Source organism: Thauera sp. K11, assembly GCF_002354895.1.
GTDB lineage: Bacteria > Pseudomonadota > Gammaproteobacteria > Burkholderiales > Rhodocyclaceae > Thauera > Thauera sinica.
In genome coordinates this window covers 1779562-1804442 of record NZ_CP023439.1, presented here as the reverse complement: position 1 = coordinate 1804442, position 24881 = coordinate 1779562, and the positions used below count along the sequence as shown (strand labels likewise).

The window sequence follows — 24881 nt, the reverse complement described above, 5'->3', positions numbered from 1 at the left end:
AGTGCTCCGCGAAATCCCCGCTCCCCGCCCCCGGAGGGCGAGCCGTGCAAAGCCGGCCCCGCAGCGAGCGCGCCTTCCGGACGGGCGGGAGCGCCCACGCGGCACCTGCGTCATCCATGAAGCCGTCCCCCGGGCGGCCCGCTCACTTCCCGCCCGCCGGCTTGCGCCGCCGGCCGGAAGGCGAGGTCGAGTCCTGTTCGCCCGGCCCGGTCTCGGGCGGGGCTGCGCGGCGCCGGCCCGCCGCGGGCGCGGCCGTCCCCGCCTGTGCCTCGGCCGCGGCGCGCTTCGCCGCGGCGCCGGTCCGCCCCTTCGCCCCGGCCGCCTTGCCGGCCGGCGCCGCTGCCGGCGGAACCTCGGCCGACGGGACCGGTGCCGACCCGGCCGCCGCGGCTGCCGTACCGCGCGGCACCGGCGTCGCGCCGGGGGCCGCCACCGTGCGGACCACCTGCGGACGCAGCACCTTGTTGGCGAGCGGCGCCAGTTCCGCCTTCGTCGCCGCAGCCGCGGCGGTATCGGCGCCGCGCCAGTCGCCGCCGTCGGCGATCTCGCGCAGCGCCGTCTTGCTCGGCACCGTGTCCACCCTGGCCGTCTCGAGCTTCACCAGGCCGTCGCCCACGCCGGGCGCCGACAGGTCCGCCGCCACCCGCAGCACCGCCGCGCGGTCCACCGTCTCCGCCTTCGACAGCTCCGACAGCGCGGCCGCGGTCAGCGCGGGCGAATCGGCAAAGCGCGGGCTCGCCAGCAGGGCGCTCGCCTCGCTTGCGGCAAGCGGCGTCGCACGTTCCAGCACGCGGTTCAAGGAGGTATCCAGGCCGATCGCCTGCAGGCGGTTCACCACCACGTCGGAGCGGATCTCGAGCGAGGCCAGGCGCACCGCCTCGCCCGCCAGTTCGTCCCGGTACGCCAGGTTCCGCCGGCGCGCGAACCACAGGCCGGGCAGCGCCGCCAGCCGGGCCCATTCCGCGGTCGACGGGTCGGCCGGTTCCGGCGCGATCACCACGCGCGGGATGCGCAGCTTCTGCAGGATCTCCAGCGGCTTGCGCGTCGCCACCAGGTTGACCGCCGCCGGGCGCAGCGCCCGGGTGCGCGTCGCCAGCCGGCCGCTGACCACCCGCCATTCGTTGCGCGGCACCGGCGCCAGGATCAGCACCGCGGTGGCTTCCAGCGTGTCGGCGTCGGCCTCGAGGTCGATCGGCGGCAGCGTCAATGCTTCTTCGACCAGGGCCGGCAGTTCGTCCTCCGGGATGATGGAGAAATCCACCGCCATCTCCGGCGGGAAATAGCGCTGGGTGAAATCGCGCGTGTCGATGATACCGGGCGGCAGCGGCCCGGCCGGGGGCAGCGCCGGGAACTGCTCGCGGGCGGCGAAGGCGCGGCCGCCAACCTGCAGCACGTCGGCCAGATGCGCCTGGTGCTGCAGCAGGTGGGCGAGCCGCAGCGCGCGCGGCGCATGGCCCAGGCCCGGCAGGTCGGCACGGTCGGCGCCGAGTTCGCGCCGCACCATCGGCACGTCCACCCACGCCACCACGTTGTTCTGCAGGGCCACCATGGCCAGCGGCAGCACGTTGGACGACAGCGCCCCTGCGCCGCCCGCGGCGAAGATCGCCGCCGCGGCGCGGCCGCGCCGCGCCTGCAGCGCATCGGCGGCGCCGTCGTCGTCCCACGGCACCAGCACGATCGCGGTCGCCTCGATGATGTCGCCGTCCTCGACGGTGCGCTTGCCGGTGATCGAGGTCGGATAGGCGCCGATCGGCCCGGCGGTGAACTCCACCGGCCGCAGCGCCAGCACGAAGAGCCCGGTGCGGTTGCGCAGCGGCGGATGCGCGATGCGCCCCAGCCCGAAGCGCGCCGACAGTTGCTCCGCGCGCCGGACGTCGGCCAGCCGCAGTTCGACGTCGCGCGGCAGCAGCACGAGTTCGCCCGCCGGGGTGACGCCGTGGCCGGCCGACACGGCCAGCCGGTCGCCCGCGCCGCCTGCATCCACGTCCAGCCCGGCGGCCACGCCGCTGCCGGCGGCCTGGCCGAGATCGGCCTCGCGAGTGAGGATGTACTGCTGGTCGCGGATCAGGTCGCGCGCGGCGAGAAAGCGGCCGTCGAAGTAGCGCGGACGCTCGCGGCGCGGGTCCTCGATCAGCGCGCCCGCGGTGCGCAGCGCGGCAACCTCCGCCGCGGCCAGGCTCACCCTGGCGAGTCCCTTGGTCAAATCCATGGCTCCATCTCCCCGGCGCCTCGCGGCGCCGCTTGTCTCGGTTCAATCCAGCCCCAGGCCGAGCGCGCCGGCCAGCATGCCCAGGTGCGGCAGGAAGCGGCGCCCGCCGTTGTCCACCACCGCCCCGCCGCTGCGCGCCGGCGGGTCGCCCGCCTCCACGCCGATGAAGACGCGGGCGAGGAATACCGCGGTCGGGTCCAGCCCCGGCGGGTGCCCCGGCGGCGGCGCGAGCTGGCCGTCGGCGCCGACGCTCGCGGCGAGATCGGGCCAGCCGTCGAGCACCGCGTCCTGCAGCGCATCGCGCCGCGCCGCGCCGTCGAGCGCGGAAAGGTCGCGGTCGAGCAGCGGCAGGCCGTCGAAATCGTCGTCCAGGCCGTCGGTGCGCGGCACGAAGTGCACCTCGAAGGCGTCGCGCAGGCGCGAGGTCTCCACCGCGTCCAGGGCATCGAACGGCCCGTTCGCGAACGCCGGGGTCAGCGCCTGGCGGCAGGTGACGAAGCGCACGAACACATCGACGACCACCGCGCGCGCCGGCAGCGGGTCCGCGCCCGCGGCGATCCCGTCGTTCAGCCGCGCGCTGGCGAAGCGGGCGGCGTCGGCCTGCGCGGCGCGGCGCAGGTCGTCGCCGCCGTCGCGCGCGAGTTCGCCGTCGAACCAGCGTTGCAGCCGCAGGCACACCGGCCGCGGCACTTCGATGAGGCGGCCGAGCCGGTCCACCGCCAGCCCCGGCGCCACGCGGATCTCCTCCGGCTGCTCGCCGGATTCCGGCCGCTGCGTCACACGCAGCCCGGCCAGCGTGCCGCCGGCGAGGAAGCCGGTGGCGCCGGGGCTCTCCCCGGCGCCTTCGGGCAGCCTGCGCGCGCCGGCGCCGCTGGCGAAGGCGAGCGCGCGCGCCAGGCGGTTGCGGTGGTAGATCTGCTCGGCGGCGAAGTCCGCCGCATCCAGCAGCATGCCGGTGGCGTAGTGCGGACGTGCCGCGTCGGGCAGGCCGTAAAGCGGATCGTCCGCGGGCGGGCGAAGGTCTCCGTTCATGATGCGCTCCTGCGCTTGCCGCGGGCCTTGCTGCCCCCGGCGGCGGGTGTGGATGCGGAGGGATCGGGCGGCTCGCCGGGTTCGCCCGCCCGCGGCGTGCGGAGCGGTGCGGTGCCGGGCCGTGCCGGAGTCACGGTGGTCGTCGGCTGCGTGATCGTGACGGCCGGGCGGATCACCGGATCGACGGGCGTGGGCCGCACGACCGGCTGCAGCGGCTCCAGGATCTGCAGGCGCTGCACCGAAACGTCCACGACGTCCGCGGCGCTGCGCCGGCCATCTGCCGTCAGCACCTCGAGCTGGAACCGATGCACCCCGACCGCCAGCCCTGCATCCACGGTCACCACCGGCTCGGCCGTCCTGACCGCGCGCCCGACGACGAACGCGACCATGTCTCCCTCTCCCTCAGGTCAGCGGCTGGCCGAGATAGGTCCACAGGTAGGTCGTGACCCGCCCGCCGCCGGCATCGAAGGACTTCTCGCCGCTCAGCGTGAAGCTGGAACCGAAGGACACCGAGCGCGGCGCCGTCAGCACGGCCGTGGGGTTCCCGGTGTCGGCGACGATCACCACCACCTCGTCGGGAATCGACGTGTTGCCCGAATCGTCCACCACCACCAGCCGGAAGGTGTGCCGCCCCAGCGGCAGGGGCGTGTCGGTGGTCACCGTCACTTCGACGGTGGGCGTGTCGGTCTTGACTTCCTGGTTGATGACGAAGGTTGCCATGTCGATGCTCCTTTCAACGGTGAGTGATGCACGAGTGCTTCAATCGATGCGGCGCCAGCGGTATTCGGTGATGCGGCGCCCCGGCGCAGCCGCCGAACGGCTGCCGTCGAGGCGGAAGGATTCGCCGTGCCCGGCGCTGACGTCCGCGCCGGCGTCGGCCACCGGCCTGGGCCGCGGCAGCGGCTGCGGGATCTCGGCCGCAGCCCCGGAGAGGCGCGGGTCCAGGCTGCCGACCCCCAGCACGAGGTCGCCGTTGCCCAGGTCCGACACGCCGGCCCGCGCCGGCTGCGGCTTGCGCGGCGGGCCGAGATAGGTGTCCACACCGACGAGGCTGGCGATGCCCACCAGCAGCGGCCAGCTCGCCGCCTCCACCTGCACCTCGACGTGCGCCGGCGATTCGAGTTCGACGATGCGCCGGATGAGGCCGAAGTCCTGCGCCTCGACCTCCTGGTGCACCAGCACGAGGGCGCGGTACGCGAGCTTGTCGTAGAAGGCCAGCACCGCCTTGCGTTCGGCCTCGCTCGCGACCTCGTCGCGGAACAGCGCCAGCAGCTCCGCCCGTTCGGCCTCGCCCAGCACCAGCGTGTCGCCGACGATGGAATTGCCGCTGATCACCAGGCCGGGCAGCAGCGGATCGTCCTCCACCTCGAGGTCCACGCCCAGCAGGGTGGCCATCAGGCGCCGCATGCGAAAACCCTCCAGCACGACGATCTCGCCTCCCGCCACGCCGCCGCCGGTGGCGATGTCGAGCGCCAGGCGCAGGCCGCGGCGGGTGCCGTGGAAGCGCGCGAGTTCGGCCGCGCGCGCCAGCCAGTCGCGCCGCCGCGCGGCGGGCAGTGCGCCGTCGAAAGCGACGCCGATCCAGCCGCCCAGCCATTCCAGCGCATCGCCCGGGGCGAGGGCGGGATCGGTCAGCAGGTGTGCGCCGGCCACCCGGTCTTCCAGCACGGTGAGCCAGCCTTCCGCATTGCCCAGGAAGCGTTCGAGGAAGTCCGCCGGCGTCGCCGCTTGCGGGGCGTCCGGGCGCCCGGCCTCGGCCGCGGCGCCGAACTCGGTCTCGCGGTAGAGCCGCGGCAGATAGTGGTCGCGATACGAGAAGCGCGAGCCGTAGATGCGCAGCGCCGCCAGTTCGGGCGAATCGCGGCCGTCGCCGAAGAACGCCGCCCTCACCCACAGGTAGCGGCCGGCGAGGCTGCGCACGCGGCGGCCGTGGCGCTGCACCAGCACCGTCCATAGCCCGGCCCTGCCCGGCTGCGGCGCACCCCAGTTGCCGAGGCCGGGATGGCCGGGCAGTTCGGACGGCTGCCGTTCCCACGCCGCGCGCGGCAGCGCGCCGACCGGCACCACGCCGCCGGGAACGAGGCCGGGCGCCAGCGGCGGCACGTCGCCCAAGAGGTGCGGATGCCACGCCGCCGCGTCGTCCGCCGCGGGCGGCAGCGGCTCGGCGCTCGCCGCGAGCCACACGACCATGCCGCATGCGGCGGGCAGGCGCGCCTCGGCGCACAGGCGGTGCCACACCGTGCGCTGGTCGCCGCCGTCGATCAGGTGGAGGCCCGGCGTGCCCGGTCCGCCGAAGTTGGCGGCCTCGCCGAGCCGCGCGAGGTTGGCCAGCGACAGGCGGTGCAGCGGCTCGACCCGGTTGCCGCCCGCCGGATAGCGCGGCGGATCGTCGAGGCGGTGGGCAAAGGGCGCCTCCTCCGCATCCGCCGCCAGCGGATGGACCTCGCCGGCCGCCTGCAGGACGGCGGCGGCATCGGCATCCAGCGCGAGGCGGGGCACGAACACCGGCGCATCCCGCCGCCCGGGCACGCGCACCGCGACGCGGCCGCCCGGCAGCCAGTCGGCCGCGTAGGCGAAGCGCACGCCGGCCAGCGTCTGGCGCGCGCCGAGCACGCCGCTGGCGGCGTCGAACAGGCGCAGGCCGCTTTCTCCGTCGCCGGCCCAGCTCAGCAGCACGATGCGGCCGTCGGCGCCCGCGGCCAGCGCCTGCGGGCGTTCGCCCACGGGCCAGCCCACGCGCTCGCAGGGCAACAGGCGGGGCGGATCGGGGTTTTCCGGATCGGGGCGGAAGGTGGTGTGCGCGTAGTCGGCCGCCGGGCGTGCCGGCTGCACGCAGCCCGTCAGGCGCGCCAGACGGCCGCTGGCGCGTTCCAGCAGCCAGGCGCCGCCCTGCGGATCGGCCGCCAGCCGCCAGGGCTGGAAGCCGGGAGCGGGCAGTACCTCGTCCGGCCAGCGGCCGCGCAGGTCGTGCAGCAGCACGCGCCCGGACAGGGCCACGTAGAGGACGTCGTCGTAGCCGACGGCGAAGTCGGCCGGCCGTTCGGCCAGCGCCAGGGTGAGCGCCGTATCGGGCAGGTGGCTGCGGGCGACGATGGCCGACGCCGCCTCGTCCCACCACGCCGTCGCACCCTCGCGATCGACCGCCCGCGGCAGGCGCTCCAGCGCGGACACGGCGATGCTTGCCGCGTCGGCCGCCGGTTCGCCCAGCGTGCGCTCGCTGGCCAGCATCAGCGCGCGGCAGCCGCCGCGCCAGTCGACATGGCTGCGCGCCGGCCAGTGGCGGTCGTCGGCGAGCAGCCAGAAGCGCAGTCCGTTGGCGTCCATCAGCACACCTCGGGCACCACCGGCACCGCCACCGCGGTGTCGCCGGCGAAGGGATTCGGCACGGCGGAAAGGTCGGCCGGCGCGCCGGCCGTGCCGCCGGCATCGTCGACCGCCACCACGCTGAGCAATTCGGGCAGTTGCCAGGCGGCCAGTTCCAGCGTCTGCGTACCGTCGGCCGTGGCGCGGGTGAGCAGCGACCAGCGGTCGCGGCCATCCACCGTGGCGCGGCCGAAGAGGTTCAGCCCCGCCACCTCGGCCACGCCCGCCACCCGCGACACCTCGACTTCCAGCTCGCGCTCGCGCACGTCGCGACCCAGCGGCCAGCCGGCGCCGGCCTGCCCGCCCGGCGGCAGCGGCCACAGCAGGCGGCGCAGGGCCTCGCCCACTTCGTACAGCACCGCCTCGCGCGCAAAGCCGTCGCGGATGGCGACCGCCACCGAGATGCCGAGCGGCACGTATTCGCAGCCGATCACATAGAGTTCGGTGGCCAGCGGCGTGCGCGCCGACAGGTGGGCATGCACGCGCTCGATGAAGGGCCGGTCCGGGCGCGGATTGGGCGCCTTGCCCGGCACGCGCGCGGGCAGCACCATCACGCTGACCACGCCGGGCACGTCGGGGCGCCGTTCGCGGGGCTTGAAGCGCGGCAGCACCTCGACGCGGCCGACGTCGGTGCCGGGCGTCTCGGCGGCGAGGCGGCGGTAGTCCTCGGCGGTGACGGCGCGCTCGCGATGCCGCAGTTGCGCGGGGATGCGCTGCTCGGCGCGCGCCAGGGTCTCGGCATCCTCGCCGCCTTCGGTGGCCAGTGGCTGCCACGCCTTGATCGCCGGCATGGGGCGCGCCGCGCCGACCAGCGTCGCGCCCGACACCTCGGCCAGGCTGCCCGGCGGCAGATTGCCGGCCCGGCCGCCGCCGAAGCGTCCGCTGGCCAGCCGGATGCGCATCTGGCGCTCGGGTACGCGGCCGCGCACGCCGTCGCCGAAGCGCACGATGCCCGCCTCGGCGTCGAGTTCGAAGGCCGGCGCTTCGCGCGCGACGGCCGGGTCGGCCGAGATCGCGGCCAGGTCGTCGACGCGCGTCCATGGCTGGTAGCCTCGCCCCGGCGCCTCGACCTGCAGGACGAGGGAGGCGGGATCGACCGAACCCGCCGGGAGCTGGAACACCTGGTCGGCCGCGCCGGTGGAGGCGCCGATCACCCGGCCGGCGATCGTCACGCGCTGATCCACCTCGACCGCATTCACGCCCACCCAGGACAGGCGCAGGCTGCCAACCCCGCTGCCCGGCCTGGGCCGCAGCCGCAGCCAGCCGACGAGGCGCGCCGCGCGCTCGGCGTCGTCGATGCGCGGCGGGTTGTCCGCCACGCCGGCGCGCGGGTTCTCGCCGACGTCGTTGACCGGGGCGAAGATCAGGCTTTCGTCGGGCATCGGCAGGCGCAGCACGCCCGGCCGGGTCAGGCCGGCGGTGGTGTCGTAGGCGTCGCCCGGCAGCGGTTCCACCGTCAGGTAGTCGGCATCCAGGCCGTTGGCCGCCGCGGTCACCACCTCCCACAGCACCGGCACACGGGCGCGCGGACCGATCTCCTCGAACAGCGCCGGCGCGGCGATCGCCGGCACCACGCCCACCGACAGCAGCGCCGCCGCGCCGCTGTCGCCGCCGCCGAGCGCGGCGCGGGCTGCGGCGTTGGCCGCGGGCTGCCGTTCGGGCTGCGCCGCCACCGGCGCCAGCAGCGCCAGCCACAGGGCGCGGTCCACGCTGTCGGCGAACACGTCCACGCCCGCTCCAGCGGCCTGGCCGCCCTCGAACAGTGCGGTGGAGAGGTAGCCGCTGACTTCGTCGGCGATCCCGTGCACCCGCTGCAGCCCGCTCAGCACCTCGGCCATGCGCAGCCGGTCCGCCTCGGGCAGCGGGCGCTTGTAGTAAGCCTCGGCGGTGACCGGCAGCACGGTGGTCTCGCTCAGCGTCTCGAACGGCACCGGCGCCTTGATGCGCGCGCCCGCGGCCAGCGTCGCGCCAGCCAGTTCGGTGGGCTGCGCGAAGGCCAGCCCGACGATGCCGCGCGCCGGCTGCGCCGGGCGCAGCCCCTGGCCCAGCAGCTTCAGGAACACCAGCCGCTGGCGCTCGGGGATCAGGTTGGCGCGGTACAGCAGCGCATCGCCCAGCCAGGCGAACAGTTCGAGCAGCGTGCGGCCGGGATCGCCCAGGCGCGGGTTGGTCCATTCCGGCGTATGGGCCGGGATGCGGGCCAGCAGGTCGTCGAGCAGGTCGTCGAAACTGCGGTCGTCGAGACGGGGGGGCAGGATGGGCATGCTAGCCTTCCTCCAGTCGGACAGTCACGGCCAGCGCCGCGGGCATGCCGGTGCGCGCCAGGCGGTAGGCGATCTCGACCCGCAGGTCGGCGGGCTCGCCGGGCACCTCGAGCACCTCCACGCGGTCGAGCACGATGCGGCGCTCCCAGCGCTCCAGCGACTCCATGACCCAGTCGCGGATCTGGCGGCGTGTGCCGAGGTTGTTGGGCTCGTGCAGCAGCCGGTCCAGCCCGGCGCCGAATTCCGGCCGCATCAACTGCTCGCCGGGCCGCGTGCTGAGGATGATGCGGATGGACTGGCGCACGCTGGTTTCCAGCTCGGGCCAGCCGAGGCGGCCGTCGGCATCGGGCACCGCGAACAGCGGCCAGCCGATCAGGGGGCGGGGCAGGCCGTCGGCGCTCATTGGACTACCCTCCCGTCGCTGCGCGACACCCTCCCCACGGGAGGGAGAGCACCCCCTTCGGGCGGCCGTGCGGGGGCGCTCATTCCTCACCTCCGCCCTTCTTCGGGAAGGGAATGCAGATCTTGATGAACATCATCCAGCGGAAGAACAGGTCGAACAGCGACAGGAAGATGTTCAGCACGATGAAGGCGCAGATCGTGATGATCGGAATGTTGAAGCTGCAGATCCAGCCCAGCGCGAGGCCGCTGCCGGCCGGCTTCTTGCCGTCGAGCAGGTCCTGCGGGTCGCCCGCCAGCAGGTCGTGCAGCGAGGGCGGCACGGTGAAGGCGACGTTGGGCTTCAGCTTCTTCAGCATGTCCTTGTCGGTCGGATCGGGCAGCGCCACCTGCACCGGCGGCGCGCCGCCGCCCTCGTACCAGGGCGCGATCACGAAGGCGGGGCTGTAGGCGCTCCACACCGTGCGCGCCGGGCAGCGCCCGTCCGGCTTCAGGCGCACGAAGGCGCGCAGCACGTAGCGCGCATCGGGGTCGTCGTAGCGTCCGGCGGTGCCGGCCACCGCTTCGAAGCGGTTCATCAGCGTCACCGACAGCGCGCTCGCCAGCGCGGCGGTCGTGTCCCTGTCCAGCGCCGGCCAGCCCAGGGGCATCGCCGGCGGGTTCGCCACCGCCTCGCCGTCGAGCAGGACGCGGCTGGCCACGGCGAGGAAGTCGCCCGCCGGCGTGGTGAGGCCGGAGGGCAGGCCGTCGTCGCCGAGCAGCGGCAGGCCGATGCGGTTGAGCACCGCCACCAGCGCCTCGCCGTCGGCGTCGCCGCCGAAGGCATCGAACTCGATCGCGAGCTGGCGCAGCAGCAGCAGCAGGCGCTTCATGCTCGAATGGTCGCCGTCGCCCGCCGACGCCGGCTGGGCGATCGTGGCGAGCCCGGGCGTGAGTACCGCGCCGGCGCGCGGAAAACCGTCGGCCAGGCCGCGCAGCGGGCCGGCCAGATGAGCGCGGAAATCGGCGGATTCCGGGCCGAAGCCGGCGGCGTCGAAAGCCGGCGCCCCGCCCCCGGCGCGCTCGCTGCTGGTGGTCGGCACCAGGCCATAGAAGAAGGTGCGCCCGGCGGCGCGGCACACGTCCGGCGGCGCGACGAACATCGGCACCACATGCTCGGACAGCAGCGCCTCCTCGGCCTCGCCGAGCAGCGCGGCGACCGTGCGGTCCAGCACCGGCTGGCCGGTGGCCGGGCGCGCCAGCCGCCGCGCGGCCTCGGGGTCGTAGCGCGTGTCGGCGGCATCGGCCTCCACCCGCGCCCAGCCGCGCAGTTGCTCGCCGGCGCGCATCCAGCCCTGCTTCACTTCGCCGCCGCCGGCGTCCCGCCGCAGCCGCCGGATCACCAGTCCGGCACCCTCCACCTTGTCGGGGTCGAGCCGCGGATTGCCCGGCGCGAGGCAATGCGCCTCGATCACCGCGAGGTGGAACTGGCGCTGTATGGGCTGGAACAGCTTCAGCACCCGGGAACGCCCGGCGCTGTCGCGGATCTTCTCGGCGAGTTCGGCGACGGACCCGCCTGCGGCCGCCGGCGCGGGCGTTCCGCCCCCCGCGGCCTCGCGCCGGCCGTCCAGCCCGAGCAGGGAACGGATCGCAGAGCGCGCGTCCTTGCGCGCCCGCCTGCCGGTGTCGGTGCCGGCCGCCACGGCGGCTTCCTTCGCCAGATCGGCGCGCAGCGCGGCGCGGCCGTCCGCGTCGCGCAGCGCGGCCAGCACCGCCTCGACGAAATCCTCGTCGCTGCGCTGCAGGATGGCGGGCGCGCCGTCGTCGGCGAGGCCGCGCGGCGCACGCAGTACGATGTCGTGGTGCATCACCATACGTTCCCCGCTCCGGGCGTGTAGCTGGTGCCGACCACCGAAGTCGCGATCAGCACCTCGCATTTGACGACGCCGGAAAACTTGGCCATCGCCGTGTCCACGGTGACCATGCCGGCGCTCACCTTGACGTTGGCCGCCTCCACCTTGACCTGCGCGGCCGCCGTGACCGTGATGCCGCTGGATTCCAGCACCACGCTGTTGCCGTTGCTGTCCTCGATGCGCACCTTGCCCGGGCCGTCGGACAGCGTCATCTTCTGTCCGCCCGGGGTTTCCAGCACCAGCTTCTCCTGGCCCTGCTGGTCGTCGAGCGTGACGACGACGCCGTTCTTCGAGCGGATGCGCTTGTGCTGGTTGCTGCCGCCCGACAGCGAGGCCGGCGCTGCATTGGCGCCGCTCCAGAGCCCGCCCACCACCAGCGGATGGCGCGGGTCGCCCTGCACGAACACCACCAGCACCTCGTCGTCGACGTCGGGCATGAAGAAGGCGCCGCGGTCCGCCCCGGCGAAGGGGCATACGACGCGCGCCCACAGCGGCGCGTCCTGCCCGTCGGCGCCGTCGAAGGCATACAGCCGCACCTGCACGCGGTTGCGGCTCTCGGGGTCGTCGATGGAGACCACCCGTGCGAGATAGGCCGCCTGCAGCCAGCCGGCGCTGCGCTCGAAGTGCGGTGCGCGGTCCATCAGCGGCCCCCCAGGTAGGCGCATTCGCCGACGAATTCGGTGCGGTAGCCGGCATGCACGTCGTAGCGGTGGCGGGCCTCGACCACGTAATAGGTGTTGTCGAAGCGCGCCGACATGCCGCTGACCGCCACATGGGTGCCGACGCGCAGTTGCGGATTCCCCTCCGCCACCCCTTCCAGCCGCACGAAGCGGCGCGCCCGGCGGTCGAACGCCGCCTCGGCGATCGCCTGCGCCTCGGCATCGGTGCTCACCGCGAGGTGGCCGAGGTGTTCGGCGCGCTCGTCCAGCGCACGGGCCAGCCAGTCGCCGCCGCTGGTGCCGCTGCCAGGGCCGCCGTGGGTGAGGCGCGTCGCCTCGCCGGCGACGGCGCTGCCGCCGGCGGGGTCCCATCCGCCCGTGGTGAGCGTCGTCACCTGGTGGGCCAGATCGGCGACGACGCGCGCGCGGGCGAGCTGGCCGTGCATCTCCAGCGCGATTTCGCCGCGGCGCACGTCCCCGCGCGGCGACACCTGCAGTTCGTCGCCGACGATCTGCAGGTCGCCGTCGAAGCGGCCGGCCAGCCGGCGCAGGAAGGCGAGATCGCTTTCGTTGAGCTGCGCCCAGGTCGCGACCGGGGCATCGAGCCCCTGCACCGCGGGCCGCAGGCCGAGTTCGTTCGCTACCTGGCGCACCACCTCGGCGGGCGCCATGTCGGCGTAGACCTTGCTGCGGCGGGCCATGCGGGCCCTGGCCAGCGGGTCTTCGGCCATCACCGTCAGTTCGGGCGGCGTGCCCTGGCCGAACTCCGCCTCCAGCGCGCTGACGACGCCGCGGAAGATCTCGCGCGGCTGCGTCTCGTCGCCGGCATAGACTTCGATGGCGGTGCCGAGCGCCAGCCGCGAGCCGTCCTCGAAGCCGCTCTCGGCGCCGCCCGGGGTGCTCACCCAGTTCGAGAGGCGCAGTTCGGCCGTGCTCATGCCGCCCTCCGCCTCGGTGATGCACATCGAGATCAGCAGTTCCGACACCCGCTCATCGGCCTGCCCGGCCAGGCGCAGCGTCGGCCGCGCGCGATACACCGCCTGCTGGCTGACCGAGGTTTCGGACATGTTCCGCTGCTCCCGTGGAAAGAAAGTTCCGTCCATGCCGGCCCGCCGTGGCGGGCCGCCCTGTGTCCCGGGCGGGTGGCGCCGTCAGTCGGCCGCCACCCGCTGCATGCGCTCGTCGCGCACGCGCTGCTCGCGCGCGATGCGCTCCATGAGTTCCGCCTCCCGCGCGCCGTCGGAGGCGCCGCTCGGCGACGGCTGCGCCGGTGCCTCGCGTTCGGGCGTGACTTCCGCCTGCATCTCTTCGATCGTGATCGCCATGTCTTCGTCCTTCGTCGAAACCCTCGTCAGCGGATGCCGATGACGAAATCGGCCTCGGCGCCGACATCGGCCTTCAAGCCGCTGCCACCGTCGTCGATCAGGCGCCCGCCCGCCGCGACCGAGCCCCTGGCGGAGCCGGAGACCGCCGGTTGGAGCAGCATGCCGGTCGACAAGGCGTGGGTGGACACCGTCGTTTCCCTGCGCAGGCCGGAAAATCCGGCGCTCGCACCGGCGCTGGCGGAGAAGCCGCCCGCACCCGAGGCCCCGGCACCCGCGCCGATCGAAACGCCCGCACCCGCACCGATGCCGCCGCCCACCGACAGGCCGGCGCCCGCTCCCGCACCGCCACCCAGGCCGATCCCCCCACCGCCGCCCGCGGCGAAGGCGGCCGCGGGCAGCAGGTGGGCATCGCCCCCGGCCCCCGCGCCGAAGCCGGCACCGGCCGAGGCCCCGGCGGAAATGCCCGCCCCCGCCGACGCATCGATGCCCGCCGAGAAACCGGCGCCCACCGAAGCCCCTGCGGAAAAGCCAACGTTCGCCGAGGCGCCGACGGCCAGCCCCGCCCCGCTGCCGAAGCGCAGGCTGGAGGCGCCGTTGGCGGCGGCGATGCCGCGCGCGGCGCGCGGCGCGCCGAGCGAATTGGCCAGCCCCTGCGGGCCGCCGACCGGGCCACCGTCGTCGGGCACGACCACCGCCTCGGGCGTGATGTCGTCGTCTACGCTGGCCTTCCTGTCGCTGGTGCCGATGTCGAACACCTTGTCCTGGCTGGCCAGCGTCAGGTTGATCGACGCGCGCAGCGGCAGGCCGCCGGCGGCGAAGAAGTCGATGGTCTCCTTGTACTGCTCGACCAGGCCGGTGAAGGAATAGGCGCCCCACGCGAACTTCACCGTCGGCGGCACGAACTTGCTGCTGCCCTCGGCGACCGGCTGCAGCATCTGCGCCATCTTCCTGGTGGCGATGCGTACGTCCTCGCCGGTGTCGGTGGTGTCGAACACCAGGTCCATCGTCAGCTTGGCCGTGGTCTGGCTGACGTACTGCTTCTTCTTCGCCCCCTTGCCTTCTTCCTTCAGCGTGTTGCTCACCTGGTACTGCAGGCTGGCCGGGTTGAAATGCACCTCGACCTTGACCCTGGGGCCGGTCAGGGTCTCGAAGGTGGCGGGCGCATCGGCGAGGTCTTCGGGCAGTTCGGGCATCGCTCAGCCTCCGCTCACCGGCAGCAGCACCAGGCCCTCGTGCGCCAGGTGCAGTTCCTCGATCCCGACCTCGCTGCCCTTGGCGTTGAGGTCGGCCGCCTTGAACTTCACCGGCATCGCCCGGCGCAGCGCCCAGCGCACCACCGCCTCGTCGCGGGCGTTGCGCATCTCGATCTCCACCATCAACCGGTAGGCGTAGGCGCCGCCGCCGACCATGCCGAACCAGTTCCACAGGTCGCGCGTCTTCGTCATGCCGCGCTTGAGCACCACGGTGGCGAAGGTCACCGGGCCGGCACGCTGCGCCGCGCCGTAGTTGGAGCCGCCGGCCTTGATCACCTTGGGCTCCATGGTGGCTTCCAGCCCGGTGCATTCGGAGAACGCGCCCTGGCAGATCGGCACCTCGGTATCGCCGGCCGGCCGGTGGCCGAGTGCCTGCTTGCGGAAACTGACGTGGAAGCGGAAGACGTGCAGCGGCGCAAAGTCCAGCCGCTCCTGCTGTTCCCGGCTCAGCGGATCGGCCATCACGCCACCTCCCGCGCCGGCAGCGCGGCGCCGGTCAGTTCCAGGACGACGGTGATGCGCTCCACCGCCGCCACCGGCAGTACCGCGATCTCGGCCCGCACGCGGCCGTTGTCGAGGTCGTTCTGGCTCATGGTGCTGCGGTCGCAGCGCACGGCGAAGGCTTCGTCGGCGGTCGCGCCGCCGAGCGCGCCCTCGCGCCAGAACGCCAGCAGCGTCTGTTCGAGGCTGCGGCGCACGCGGCTCCACAGCGCCGGGCCGTTGGCATCGAACAGCGCCGATTCGCCCGCCCGCCGCGCCGCCCGCAGGATGGCGCCGAAAAGCCGGCTGACGCCGCCCGCGCGCCACGGCTCGACGTCGGAAGCGCTGGCATCGGAGCGCAGCGCCCAGCCGTCGGCGCCGGACGCCGCCACGCACACCCGGGCCGCCAGCCGGTCGGACGGCGTCCCGGCGACGCCGCTCCAGTCCAGCACCGGTTCGCTGCCGTAGACCGCCGGCAGCGGCGTGCCGGCGACCGAACGGAAGGTGCCGCGCGACAGGGCATTGCGCGCCAGCAGGCCGGCCAGCAGGCCGTCGGGCGGCTCCAGCAGCGCCGGCAGATCGCCGCTGTGCCGCGTCTTCAGCCAGGGCCAGCCGAACTGCACGAAGGCGGCCGGCGGCCGCCCCTGCGGATCGTCGTCGGCGTCGTGCCGCAGGATTTCGGCGCGCTCCAGCCAGGCGGCGAAATCGGCCTGGGCCCAGACCGTGCCGGACACCTCGACGCTGCGCACCCCGGCGTGCGGAAGCGGCAGCGCGGCGACCAGTTCCATCTCGCGGTGGTGGGTGGCGAACCGCGCCCGGGCGGCGGCCAGCGCGTCGCGCCATGCCTCGAAGCCCGCCCCGTCGCAGCGCGGCGGCGCCAGGTCGCGCAGGCCGACGTCCTCCTGCACGCCCGCCTCGCCGCCGTCGCTGCATTCGACGAACACCTCGGGCGACGACGGTGCCTCGACGGCCACGTCCACCACTTCGCCGTCGTCCGCGCATGCGTCCGCCAGGTCGGGCATGGCGACCAGCGCCACTTCGGGCAGGCCGAACAGGTGGCCCAGGCCGCGCCAGGTGGCGGGGTCGACCGCGGCGGCCTCGGGGGCGAGCAGCGCCGCGAGCCTGTCCCCGCGTGCCGCGGCCCTGCCGCCGGCCGCTTCGAGCACCGGCCACGGATCGCCCGTGCGCACGACCACCGCGCGGCGGCCGCCATGCGCAAAGAAGCTGCGCACCGCGGCGCCCAGGTAGGTGGCGCAGCGGCGCGGGGCGCCCGCCCGCACCGGCCGTTCGTCCCAGGCGAACAGGGCATCGAAGGCGGCCCAGTTGTCCACCGCCACCGGCACCTGCAGCAGCGCCTCGATCCCGTCCGCATCCGTCCGCCACGGTCCGGGCACCCAGCCGCGCGGGGCCGATGCATCGCGCACCAGCCAGCGCTGCGCGGCCAGGCCGTCGATGACGCTGGCGGGCAGCGCGCCCGGCCGCCGCGCCACGTAGCCGATGAAGCAGGCGACGTCGACCCGGTTGGGGTCCGGGCGCAGCGGCAGAGCCGCGGTCTCGAAGCGCAGGCCGTACATGGCGGATTCCGGGTGCCGGCGGCGTCAGGCCTGGATCTCGAAGCCTTCGGCCGACAGCACGATCTCTTCCATCGCCACGTCGGTGCCGCCCTTGCCGGCCAGCGTCGGGCCGGTGTACTTCATCGGGATGCAGCCGCGCAGCACCCAGGTGCGCACCGGCTTGCGCGCCTCGTCCATCAGCGTGATGGCGACCGTCTTCTGCGCCGCCGGCCCGTCGCTGCGGGTCTGCTGTATCCAGGCCCACAGGCTGTCGAAATTGACGATGCCGCGCTTGCAGGTCACGTCGCCGACCTTGTGCACGCCGGCGACCTTGCGCACGTGGTTCTCCTTGTCGTTGCCGGCGCGGTACTCGGCCACCGTCACCTCGGTGCCGATGCCCGACACGTCGGAGAATCCACCGAACTCCTCGCCGCCATCGAAGTTGACGATGAAGTTGAAGGCGCCATAGGGCGTGATGCGTTCAGCCATGATTCAGTCCCCCTCGCTCAGGCACTGGCATCGGCGGTCTTCTGGCCGATGCGGAAGATGACGAATTCGGCCGGCTTGATCACCGCCACGCCGATCAGGCACACCAGCCGACCGTTGTCGAGGTCGTTCTGGGTCATGGTGCTGCGGTCGCAGCGCACGAAGTAGGCTTCCTCGGTCTTGGTGCCGAGCAGCGCGCCGTTGCGCCACTCGTTGTAGAGGAAGTCCGAGATCGTCTGCCGCACGTTGGCCCACAGCCGCTCGCCGTTGGGCTCGAACACCGCCCACTGCGTGCCGCGGTCGATCGACGACTCCAGGTAGCTGAAGTAGCGCCGCACGCTGACGTACTTCCATTCCGGATCGGACGACGCCAGGCGCGCGCCCCACACCCGGAAGCCCCGCCCGGAGAGGTAGCGCAGGCAGTTCACGCCGATCGGGTTGAGCATTTCCTGCTGGGCGAAATTGATGTCCAGCTCGAAGCGCAGCGCGCCGCGCACTACCTCGTTGGCCGGCGCCTTCCACACGCCGCGCTCGATGTCGTTGCGCGCGTAGATGCCGCACACGAAGCCCGACGGCGGCAGCGCCAGTTCGCGCGGGATGTCCTCGCGCCCGGGCCGCGCCAGCGGGTTGGGCACCACCACCCAGGGGTAGTACACCGCGGCATAGCGCGAATCGATCAGCCCGCGCAGGGTGCGCGCCTGGCCGGGGATCTGCGCCGGCGGCAGGTCCAGCACCGCGATGCGGTACGCCCGCCGTGCCTCGGCGTGCGAGATCAGCAGGTTGTTCACCGCCTGCGCGTCGGCGTAGGCGGACGCGCCCGGCGCGGCGACGATGGACACGTCTTCCAGGCTGGCCAGTTCGCCCAGCGCCAGCGCGTAGTCGGCCGCCGCCGGCGCGGCGCCGTCTCCCCCGCCGGCCAGCGCGAAGCTGCGTTCCAGTTCGCCCGCGGCATTGGCCGCCGCCCCGGCGAACAGGGCATTGCGCAGTTCGAGCGCGCTGACGTTGCCGCCCACGCCGATGGCGAACATGTTCTGCAGGTGGTCGGCGCGGCGCGCGGGCGTGGCCGACATCAGATGGCCCACCCAGGCCGGATGCGTGCGGTCGAACCCCATGCCCTCGAAGCTCAGGTTCTCGCCGTCCGCATCGACGGCCACCGCCAGCAGCGTGACGATGCGCGGCGTGTCGCCGGCGAGCGTCGCCGCCGATTCCGCCGCGGCGGCCGGGTCGGTGGCCGGATGCCACTCGCTGCCGACCTTGAGGTGGTAGGCGGTGGTGCCGCCGCTGCCGGTCACCAGCAGCGTGCCGGCGGGCGCGTTCTGCATCGCCGGCAGCGCCACCGGGGCGAGCACCTCGCGCACCACGACGCGGCCGTTGCCGAGCGAACCGGGAAAGCGCGCGACGAAGCGCACCGCCTCGTCGTCCGCGGTGCCGCCGGGCGTCACGTCGCCCGCGGCAGCGGCGGCGTCGGCCCCCACCGCGCGCGAGACGTAGAGGCGCGAGCCGCCCTCGTTGAAGAAGGCGCGCACCGCATGCGCGAGGTAGTTGGTGGCGGGATCGGTGCCCGTCAGCGCGAGGTCGGAGATGCCGCCGTAGATGCGCTCGAAATCACCGAAGCTGGTGAGCAGTTCGGGCACCTCCTGCGCGTCCTGGTCGGTGCGGTACGGCCCCTTGCGGGCCGCGCCGACGAAGGCCGTCGTGCTGGTCCCCACGCCTTCGATGGACTTGGCGCGGAAGCTGGTTTCCTCGACATATACGCCGGGTGCAAGGTACTCGGGCATGTTTGGTCTCCTTTCATCGAGCGTGCTGGGCCGTATTCACGCCCAGGGAAACGGACTCCGATCTCATGGCAGGTCGAGGCCCAGGTTCAGGTGCGGCGCGCCCCGCGCGGCAAGGCTGAGGTCGCGCCGCGCTGCCGGCAGGGCGGCACGGCGCGCTTCCAGGCCATCCGGGTCCACCAGCGGCAGCCGCGCCGGCGGCCGGCCGGCCGCCACTGCGGAGCGGCTCACGCGCGTGCCGGCATCAGGATCGAAAAACACTTCGACGGTGGCGGCGATGCTGCTGACCACCACCGCGCCTTCTTCTTCCGACCAGGTCGTCACCGGCACGCCGGCGACCGGGACCAGGCCTTCGCCGCGCCAGTCGGTGAGGCCGCGGGCGACGACCCTGCCGCCCGACACCACCCGCAGCAGCGCGCCGCCGAGCGCATCGCCCGGCCCGCCGGCATCGCCGGGAGGGTTGCGGAACACGCTGACCCGCAGCGCGCACCAGTTGGTACCGAGGCCGGCCGTCGGCGCGGGGTACAGCGGTACGTCCAGCGGGGCGAAGAGCGAATCCCCCGCCTCCCCTTCCGGATCGCGGGGCAGCGCCATGCCGACGAGGCGCGGCAGGTAGCGGCCGGACAGGTCGCGCACGACGAGTTCCAGCACTTCGCTGCCGGCGGCGGGGTCCTCCGGCGGAAGATCGAAATGCCGCGAATACGCCGCCAGCCGTTCCCATGCGTGGATCACGAACAAACCGCTGCGGTTGCGCACGATGCGCGTCCCCGCCGCCTCCACCTGCACCGTGCCGTCCGCGGCCCGCAGCGGCATGCCGGTGACGCCGTCGACCGGGCGCAGGGCGCCGAGCACCCGCCATTCCAGCCGCTCGAGTTCCCGCAGTTCGCGCGTGCTCACCGGACTACCCTCCCCAGGGGAGGAAGAGCGCTCTCCTGCGGGCGGCCGGGCGGGAGCACTCTCATCGCGCTTCCTCGCCGAACGCGAAGCGGCTCGCCACCACCGGGCGGAATTCGGCCTCGTCGACGTCCGGATCGATCCGGACCAGCCGCGCGACCCAGGACACCGACAGCCGGTACGACGGCGTCAGTGCGTCCCAGATGCGCATCAGGTCCTCGGTTGACAGCTCGGAGGGCACGATCTGGATGACCTCGTCGGCCGCCCAGCCGGCCTCGGGCGACAGCGACGACACGTCCAGCACCGGATACTGGTGCAACTGGCGCAGGGCCCAGGTCAGGGCGACCTGTTCCTCGTGGGCGGTCATGCCCCAGGCGCTCATCAGGTAGTGCAGATCCAGCCCCAGCGGCCCCGCACCCGCGTCGGCCGCGCGCAGATGGGCGTTCTGGCGGCTGTGTTCATTCACCGAGATGCGGTACAGGAACAGCGTGATGCGGTTGCCTTCCTCCATCTCGCCGGCGAGCTGGCCGGCGCTCATCAGGCTGAACTCGCAGGCGGGCATGGCCTGGCCCGCCACGTCCTGCGGATAGGTATTCCGCAGGAAGGTCGCGATCGAGCTGCCGACCGAGTGCACACCCAATACGTTCGCCATCGCCCGTCCCGTACCGTTTCCCTTCAGTGCGTCCCGCCCGGGTCGCGACCGCCCGCCCAGGCATAGATCAGGCGTCCGTCGGGCATGCGCCGCGGCAGCACCAGCCCCCGCTCCACCAGCACGCAAAGCGCCGCCTTCACCTCGTCCTCGGAAGCCACCACGCCCTCGCCCACGAGCCACCAGCGCGCAATGCCTTCCGCGCTGTCCGCCGCGTCCGGATGACTGGCGAAATAGCCCTGGATCGCCCGCGTCACCCTCGAGAGGTTGCCACCGAGCATGGCGCCGGCTCCGAGTTCCGTCCTGGAGGTCCTATGCAAGACTCGGGCCACCGCCGCCGACACGCCGGAATCCCCGCCGGCAGCGAGGTCCGGGGCGAACGGGGACGCGAGCGGCGCACCGCCGCCGGGTCGGCCGCGACCCACCGTATCGACGGTATCGACGCCTCGGAACGGGCATCCGGTCAGGAGGTCGTCCACGCCCGCCGGATTGCGCGGGTGTGGGTCGGGCCATGCCGCGGCGGGTCGAATCTGCCCCGCCCGACGGAAGGCGCAAAGGGAAACGGGGCCGGCCCCTGGCGGCCGGCCCGTTCGTGCCCCGGACGTCCGAAAGGACTTACAGCACCTGGAAGGCGAGGATCGCCACGCAGGTCGGCGGCACGGCGGCGAGGAAGAGGCCGAGCGCGCTGATCGACTCGTCGTCGAAGCTCGACTTGAGGATGGTCGCACCCGCCGGATTGGGCGCGTTGGCGATGATCGTCAGGCCGCCGCCGGTGACCGCGCCCGCCACCAGCGCGTACTTGAATTCGGGCGTCACGCCCTCCACCAGCGAGCCGAGGTAGGTCAGCGCCGCGTTGTCGGTGATCGCCGTCAGCCCCGTGGCCAGGAAATAGAGCAGCGTCGGCTCGACCCCCAGCAGCGTCTGCTGCAGCCACCATTGCTGCAGCCCGCCCAGCACCACGAGCCCGGCGAGGAAGAAGGCGACCATCAGCCCCTCGCGCAGGATCAGCCTGTCCTGGTGCTGCTTGTACGCCTCGGTATAGCCGATGAAGAACAGGAACAGGCCCATGAAGACCGCCGGATGGTGCGCGAACACCACCACCGCGACGAGGAAGAGGATGTGGATGCCGGCGACGACGGCAGGCACGCGGTGCGAACCGGCATCGCCATGCACATGCCCTTTCTCGCCGATCTCGGCGCGGAAGAACCAGGTCAGCACCAGCGCGTTGAAGACCACCGCCACCGCACCCTTCCAGCCGAAGTGGGAGAACATGTACAGCGCGTCCCACCCCCACTTGCCGGCCACCATCAGCACCGGCGGCGCGGCGAAATGGGTCAGCGTGCCGCCGATGGAGATGTTCACGAACAGCAGGCCCAGGGTGCCGTACTTGAGCCGGTTGGAGAGCTGGTACTGGAAGAAATTCTCCCTGAGCATCAGCGCGGCCAGCGTCATCGCTGCCGGCTCGGTGATGAAGGAGCCCAGCATCGGTACCAGCGCGAGGATCAGGAAGTACATCGCCACCGCGCGCCGGATGGGGATGGCCGCAGCCAGCAGGCTGACGATGTTGACGACGGTGTTGAGGATGGGCCGGCTGGCGGCGATCACCATGATCACGAACACGAACATCGGCTCTGTGAAGTTGCGCCCGTCCAGGTAGCCGACCGCGGCGTTCTTGCCGGACAGCAGGAACATCGCCAGGATCAGGATGAAGGCCCAGAAGCCGAACACGACCTCGACCTCGGCCAGCAGATGCCACAGGCCGGCATGGCGCGGCTGCAGGTGGGCCAGCCTGGCGAAGAACTTGGTCGAAAAGGTGTGCAGCACCGCGATCGCGAAGAGCACGGTCGCGACGAGTTCGGGGGCAGTCGGTGCGAATCCGGACATGGTGGGGCTTGGCGACGAAAGGGCCCCGGACGATAACTCAACACTTGCGGCCCCCACAAGCCGCGCCGCGGCGTCATCGGACGCATCCGGCCGCACTGCGCGCGGTGATGCATCCCGGACTTCGCCCGCGGGCTTCGCGGCATCGGCGCCGCGCTGCGACGGCACCTCGGAGCATGGGCCGACGGCGGAGTGGCGGGCGCCCGCCGCGCCCTACCCGCCGTCCGGACGGCGCTCAGCCGGCCACCGGCCTCACGCGGCTCGCCGCGAGCCTGGCGCGTTCCCGCGCCTCGTCGATGGATTCGCCGTTGGCCACCGCAACGCCCATCCTGCGCTTGACGAAGGATTCCGGCTTGCCGAACAGGCGCAGGTCGCTGCGCGGCACGGCGAGCGCCTCGGCCACGCCGTCGAAGGCGATGCCGGCGGCCTCGATGCCGCCGTAGATCACCGCCGAGGCACCGGGTTCGCGCAGCGCGGTATCCACCGGCAGGCCGAGGATGGCGCGCGCATGCAGCTCGAACTCGGAGAAGCGTTGCGAGCACAGCGTCACCAGCCCGGTGTCGTGCGGGCGCGGGCTGACTTCCGAAAACCACACCTTGTCGCCCTTGACGAACAGTTCGACCCCGAACAGCCCGCGGCCGCCCAGGTTGCCGGTGACCGCCGCGGCGATGCGGCGCGACTCGGCGAGCGCCACCGCGCTCATCGGCTGCGGTTGCCAGGATTCCACGTAGTCGCCCGCCACCTGGACGTGGCCGATGGGCTCGCAGAACCAGGTCCCCACCTCGCCATCCTCGCCGCGTGCACGCACGGTGAGCAGCGTGATCTCGTAGTCGAAATCGACGAATCCCTCGACGATCACCCTGCCCTGGTTGACCCGCCCGCCCGCGGCGGCGTAGTCCCAGGCCGCTTCCACGTCGTCCGGGCCGCGCAGCAGCGACTGCCCCTTGCCGGAGGAGGACATCACCGGCTTGACGATGCACGGATAGCCGATGCCGCCGTCGATGGCGGAGCGCAGTTCGTCCAGCGAGCCGGCGAAGCGGTACGGCGAGGTGGGCAGGCCGAGTTCCTCGGCGGCGAGCCGGCGGATGCCCTCGCGGTTCATCGTCAGGCGCGCCGCGCGCGCGGTGGGGATCACCTCGGCGAGGCCCTCGGCCTCGATCCCGGCCAGCATGTCGGTGGCGATCGCCTCGATCTCGGGCACGATCAGGTGCGGTTTTTCCTGCTCGATCAGGTTGCGCAGCGCGGGGCCGTCGGTCATCGAGATGACGTGCGCCCGGTGCGCAACCTGGTGGCCGGGCGCATCCGGATAGCGGTCCACGGCGATCACCTCCACGCCGAGCCGCTGCAGTGCGATGATGACTTCCTTGCCGAGTTCGCCGGCACCCAGCAGCATGACCTTGAGCGCGCCGGGGGACAGGGGGGTACCGAATCTCATGGGTGGGTATTCCTTCAAGACCATCGGGTTGCGCAACCGGTGCGCAAGCGCGACGCAGCTCCGGCGGCCCCTCGGCAGGGCAGGCCGGATCAGCCCGCCAGGCGCTCCAGTGCCCGTTCCAGCAGTGCGACGCTGCGCTCGACCTCGTGCAGCTTGTCCAGGCCGAACAGGCCGATGCGGAAGCTGCGGTAGTCCGCCGGTTCGTCGCACTGCAGCGGCACGCCCGCCGCCACCTGCAGGCCGAGCGCCGCAAACTTCCTGCCGCTCTGGATGTCGGGATCGTCGGTGTAGCTGACCACCACGCTGGGCGCCTGGAAACCGGCCGCCGCCACGCTGCGAAAGCCCTTGCGCTCCAGCGCGGCGCGCACGCGCAGGCCGAGTTCGCGCTGCTCGCCGCGCACCCTGTCGAAGCCGTAGTCCCGGGTTTCCTGCATCACGTCACGCACGCGGGCGAGCGCATCGGTCGGCATCGTCGCGTGGTAGGCGTGGCCGCCGCCCTCGTAGGCTTCCATGATCTGCAGCCACTTGCGCAGGTCGCAGGCGAAGCTGGTGCTGGTGGTGTCGTCGATGCGCGCCCTCGCCCGCTCGCCCAGCATCACGAAGGCGCAGCACGGCGACCCGCTCCAGCCCTTCTGCGGCGCGCTCACCAGGATGTCGACACCGATGTCGGCCATGTCCACCCACAGCGTGCCGGAGGCGATGCAGTCCAGCACGAACAGCCCGCCCGCCTCGCGCACCGCGCCGGCGACGGCACGCAGGTAGTCGTCGGGCAGCATCATGCCGGAGGCGGTTTCCACATGGGGGGCGAAGACGATGTCGGGCCGTTGCTCGCGGATCGCGGCGACGACCTCGCCGATCGGCGCCGGTGCGAACTGCGCCTGCGGGCCAGGCCCGTTCGGGCGCGCCTTCAGCACCGTCTGTTCGGCCGGGATGCGCCCCATGTCGAGGATCTGCGTCCAGCGGAAGCTGAACCAGCCGTTGCGGATCACGAGGCACTTGCGGTCGGTGGCGAACTGGCGCGCGATGGCCTCCATGCCGAACGTCCCGCTGCCGGGCACGATGACGGCCGACTTCGCGCCGTACACCTGCTTCAGGATCGCCGAGATGTCCCTCATCACGCCCTGGAAGCGCTGCGACATGTGATTGAGCGCGCGGTCGGTGTACACCACCGAGTATTCGAGCAGCCCGTCGGGATCGACGTTGGATAGCAAGGCAGTCACAGGCAACTCCGCTGGAAGGAACGAGGTACGTGATCGTAACCGATGCGAACGGCTTTTCGGCCGGGGAGCGAACCACGAAAAACGGGCGGACCGCACCGGCCCGCCCGTCGCT

Annotated in this window: 22 protein-coding genes; all 22 read right to left on the bottom strand. The window is 73.1% G+C overall.

All coding sequences use genetic code 11. The features are described 5' to 3' along the window. Positions 1-142: 142 nt before the first annotated feature. Positions 143-2209 (bottom strand): hypothetical protein, encoded by a 2067-nt coding sequence (locus CCZ27_RS07905; protein ID WP_096447109.1) that lies wholly within the window; start codon positions 2207-2209, stop codon positions 143-145. A gap of 42 nt (positions 2210-2251) precedes the next feature. Next, entirely contained in the window at positions 2252-3241 is a 990-nt protein-coding gene (locus CCZ27_RS07900; RefSeq protein WP_096447107.1) for a hypothetical protein, read from the bottom strand. Next, entirely contained in the window at positions 3238-3630 is a 393-nt protein-coding gene (locus CCZ27_RS07895) for a hypothetical protein (protein ID WP_096447105.1), read from the bottom strand. The genes CCZ27_RS07900 and CCZ27_RS07895 overlap by 4 nt, the downstream gene beginning before the upstream one ends. A gap of 13 nt (positions 3631-3643) precedes the next feature. Then, positions 3644-3961, bottom strand: a complete 318-nt coding sequence (locus tag CCZ27_RS07890) for a hypothetical protein (protein ID WP_096447103.1) — start codon at positions 3959-3961, stop codon at positions 3644-3646. A gap of 39 nt (positions 3962-4000) precedes the next feature. Beyond that, entirely contained in the window at positions 4001-6565 is a 2565-nt protein-coding gene (locus tag CCZ27_RS07885) for a phage tail protein (protein WP_096447101.1), read from the bottom strand. Then, positions 6565-8868 (bottom strand): putative baseplate assembly protein, encoded by a 2304-nt coding sequence (locus CCZ27_RS07880; protein WP_096447099.1) that lies wholly within the window; start codon positions 8866-8868, stop codon positions 6565-6567. Before CCZ27_RS07880 ends, CCZ27_RS07885 begins: the two co-directional genes overlap by 1 nt. Position 8869: 1 nt before the next feature. Then, on the bottom strand, positions 8870-9271 hold the full coding sequence (locus tag CCZ27_RS07875) for a GPW/gp25 family protein (RefSeq protein WP_096447097.1): 402 nt from the start codon (positions 9269-9271) through the stop codon (positions 8870-8872). 79 nt (positions 9272-9350) lie between these two features. Beyond that, the gene (locus CCZ27_RS07870; protein WP_157748489.1) at positions 9351-11114 is read right to left on the bottom strand and encodes a hypothetical protein; all 1764 of its coding nucleotides are present in this window, start codon (positions 11112-11114) and stop codon (positions 9351-9353) included. Further along, positions 11114-11800 (bottom strand): phage baseplate assembly protein V, encoded by a 687-nt coding sequence (locus tag CCZ27_RS07865; RefSeq protein ID WP_096447093.1) that lies wholly within the window; start codon positions 11798-11800, stop codon positions 11114-11116. The genes CCZ27_RS07870 and CCZ27_RS07865 overlap by 1 nt, the downstream gene beginning before the upstream one ends. Further along, positions 11800-12885, bottom strand: a complete 1086-nt coding sequence (locus CCZ27_RS07860) for a phage late control D family protein (RefSeq protein WP_096447091.1) — start codon at positions 12883-12885, stop codon at positions 11800-11802. Before CCZ27_RS07860 ends, CCZ27_RS07865 begins: the two co-directional genes overlap by 1 nt. Positions 12886-12969: 84 nt before the next feature. Continuing rightward, complete coding sequence (locus CCZ27_RS23405; RefSeq protein WP_157748488.1) at positions 12970-13143, bottom strand: hypothetical protein; 174 nt, start codon at positions 13141-13143, stop codon at positions 12970-12972. A 26-nt stretch (positions 13144-13169) separates the two neighbouring features. Further along, positions 13170-14336 (bottom strand): CIS tube protein, encoded by a 1167-nt coding sequence (locus CCZ27_RS07855; protein ID WP_096447089.1) that lies wholly within the window; start codon positions 14334-14336, stop codon positions 13170-13172. Between the two features lie 3 nt (positions 14337-14339). After that, on the bottom strand, positions 14340-14858 hold the full coding sequence (locus CCZ27_RS07850) for a phage tail protein (protein WP_096447087.1): 519 nt from the start codon (positions 14856-14858) through the stop codon (positions 14340-14342). Then, on the bottom strand, positions 14858-16450 hold the full coding sequence (locus CCZ27_RS07845; protein ID WP_096447085.1) for a phage tail sheath family protein: 1593 nt from the start codon (positions 16448-16450) through the stop codon (positions 14858-14860). The genes CCZ27_RS07850 and CCZ27_RS07845 overlap by 1 nt, the downstream gene beginning before the upstream one ends. A 24-nt stretch (positions 16451-16474) precedes the next feature. Further along, complete coding sequence (locus tag CCZ27_RS07840; protein WP_096447083.1) at positions 16475-16918, bottom strand: phage tail protein; 444 nt, start codon at positions 16916-16918, stop codon at positions 16475-16477. A 17-nt stretch (positions 16919-16935) separates the two neighbouring features. After that, on the bottom strand, positions 16936-18693 hold the full coding sequence (locus CCZ27_RS07835; RefSeq protein ID WP_096447081.1) for a phage tail sheath family protein: 1758 nt from the start codon (positions 18691-18693) through the stop codon (positions 16936-16938). A 63-nt stretch (positions 18694-18756) separates the two neighbouring features. Beyond that, positions 18757-19587, bottom strand: coding sequence for a hypothetical protein (locus CCZ27_RS07830; protein WP_096447079.1), 831 nt, complete (start codon positions 19585-19587; stop codon positions 18757-18759). A 61-nt stretch (positions 19588-19648) separates the two neighbouring features. Next, on the bottom strand, positions 19649-20236 hold the full coding sequence (locus CCZ27_RS07825) for a Pvc16 family protein (RefSeq protein ID WP_096447077.1): 588 nt from the start codon (positions 20234-20236) through the stop codon (positions 19649-19651). A 23-nt stretch (positions 20237-20259) separates the two neighbouring features. Then, on the bottom strand, positions 20260-20553 hold the full coding sequence (locus CCZ27_RS23400; protein WP_157748487.1) for a hypothetical protein: 294 nt from the start codon (positions 20551-20553) through the stop codon (positions 20260-20262). A 295-nt stretch (positions 20554-20848) separates the two neighbouring features. After that, entirely contained in the window at positions 20849-22117 is a 1269-nt protein-coding gene (locus CCZ27_RS07815; protein WP_096447073.1) for a putative Na+/H+ antiporter, read from the bottom strand. 232 nt (positions 22118-22349) lie between these two features. Beyond that, positions 22350-23549: a formate-dependent phosphoribosylglycinamide formyltransferase gene (gene purT, locus CCZ27_RS07810; protein ID WP_096447071.1), complete on the bottom strand. Its 1200-nt coding sequence runs from the start codon at positions 23547-23549 to the stop codon at positions 22350-22352. 89 nt (positions 23550-23638) lie between these two features. Next, complete coding sequence (locus tag CCZ27_RS07805) at positions 23639-24769, bottom strand: pyridoxal-phosphate-dependent aminotransferase family protein (RefSeq protein ID WP_096447069.1); 1131 nt, start codon at positions 24767-24769, stop codon at positions 23639-23641. Between the last annotated feature and the right edge of the window lie 112 nt (positions 24770-24881).

Coding starts and splice junctions, on each gene's coding strand:
- CCZ27_RS07905 (WP_096447109.1), bottom strand. CDS start 2,209: ATGGATTTGACCAAGGGACTCGCCAGGGTGAGCCTGGCCGCGGCGGAG.
- CCZ27_RS07900 (WP_096447107.1), bottom strand. CDS start 3,241: ATGAACGGAGACCTTCGCCCGCCCGCGGACGATCCGCTTTACGGCCTG.
- CCZ27_RS07895 (WP_096447105.1), bottom strand. CDS start 3,630: ATGGTCGCGTTCGTCGTCGGGCGCGCGGTCAGGACGGCCGAGCCGGTG.
- CCZ27_RS07890 (WP_096447103.1), bottom strand. CDS start 3,961: ATGGCAACCTTCGTCATCAACCAGGAAGTCAAGACCGACACGCCCACC.
- CCZ27_RS07885 (WP_096447101.1), bottom strand. CDS start 6,565: ATGGACGCCAACGGACTGCGCTTCTGGCTGCTCGCCGACGACCGCCAC.
- CCZ27_RS07880 (WP_096447099.1), bottom strand. CDS start 8,868: ATGCCCATCCTGCCCCCCCGTCTCGACGACCGCAGTTTCGACGACCTG.
- CCZ27_RS07875 (WP_096447097.1), bottom strand. CDS start 9,271: ATGAGCGCCGACGGCCTGCCCCGCCCCCTGATCGGCTGGCCGCTGTTC.
- CCZ27_RS07870 (WP_157748489.1), bottom strand. CDS start 11,114: ATGCACCACGACATCGTACTGCGTGCGCCGCGCGGCCTCGCCGACGAC.
- CCZ27_RS07865 (WP_096447093.1), bottom strand. CDS start 11,800: ATGGACCGCGCACCGCACTTCGAGCGCAGCGCCGGCTGGCTGCAGGCG.
- CCZ27_RS07860 (WP_096447091.1), bottom strand. CDS start 12,885: ATGTCCGAAACCTCGGTCAGCCAGCAGGCGGTGTATCGCGCGCGGCCG.
- CCZ27_RS23405 (WP_157748488.1), bottom strand. CDS start 13,143: ATGGCGATCACGATCGAAGAGATGCAGGCGGAAGTCACGCCCGAACGC.
- CCZ27_RS07855 (WP_096447089.1), bottom strand. CDS start 14,336: ATGCCCGAACTGCCCGAAGACCTCGCCGATGCGCCCGCCACCTTCGAG.
- CCZ27_RS07850 (WP_096447087.1), bottom strand. CDS start 14,858: ATGGCCGATCCGCTGAGCCGGGAACAGCAGGAGCGGCTGGACTTTGCG.
- CCZ27_RS07845 (WP_096447085.1), bottom strand. CDS start 16,450: ATGTACGGCCTGCGCTTCGAGACCGCGGCTCTGCCGCTGCGCCCGGAC.
- CCZ27_RS07840 (WP_096447083.1), bottom strand. CDS start 16,918: ATGGCTGAACGCATCACGCCCTATGGCGCCTTCAACTTCATCGTCAAC.
- CCZ27_RS07835 (WP_096447081.1), bottom strand. CDS start 18,693: ATGCCCGAGTACCTTGCACCCGGCGTATATGTCGAGGAAACCAGCTTC.
- CCZ27_RS07825 (WP_096447077.1), bottom strand. CDS start 20,236: ATGGCGAACGTATTGGGTGTGCACTCGGTCGGCAGCTCGATCGCGACC.
- CCZ27_RS07815 (WP_096447073.1), bottom strand. CDS start 22,117: ATGTCCGGATTCGCACCGACTGCCCCCGAACTCGTCGCGACCGTGCTC.
- purT (WP_096447071.1), bottom strand. CDS start 23,549: ATGAGATTCGGTACCCCCCTGTCCCCCGGCGCGCTCAAGGTCATGCTG.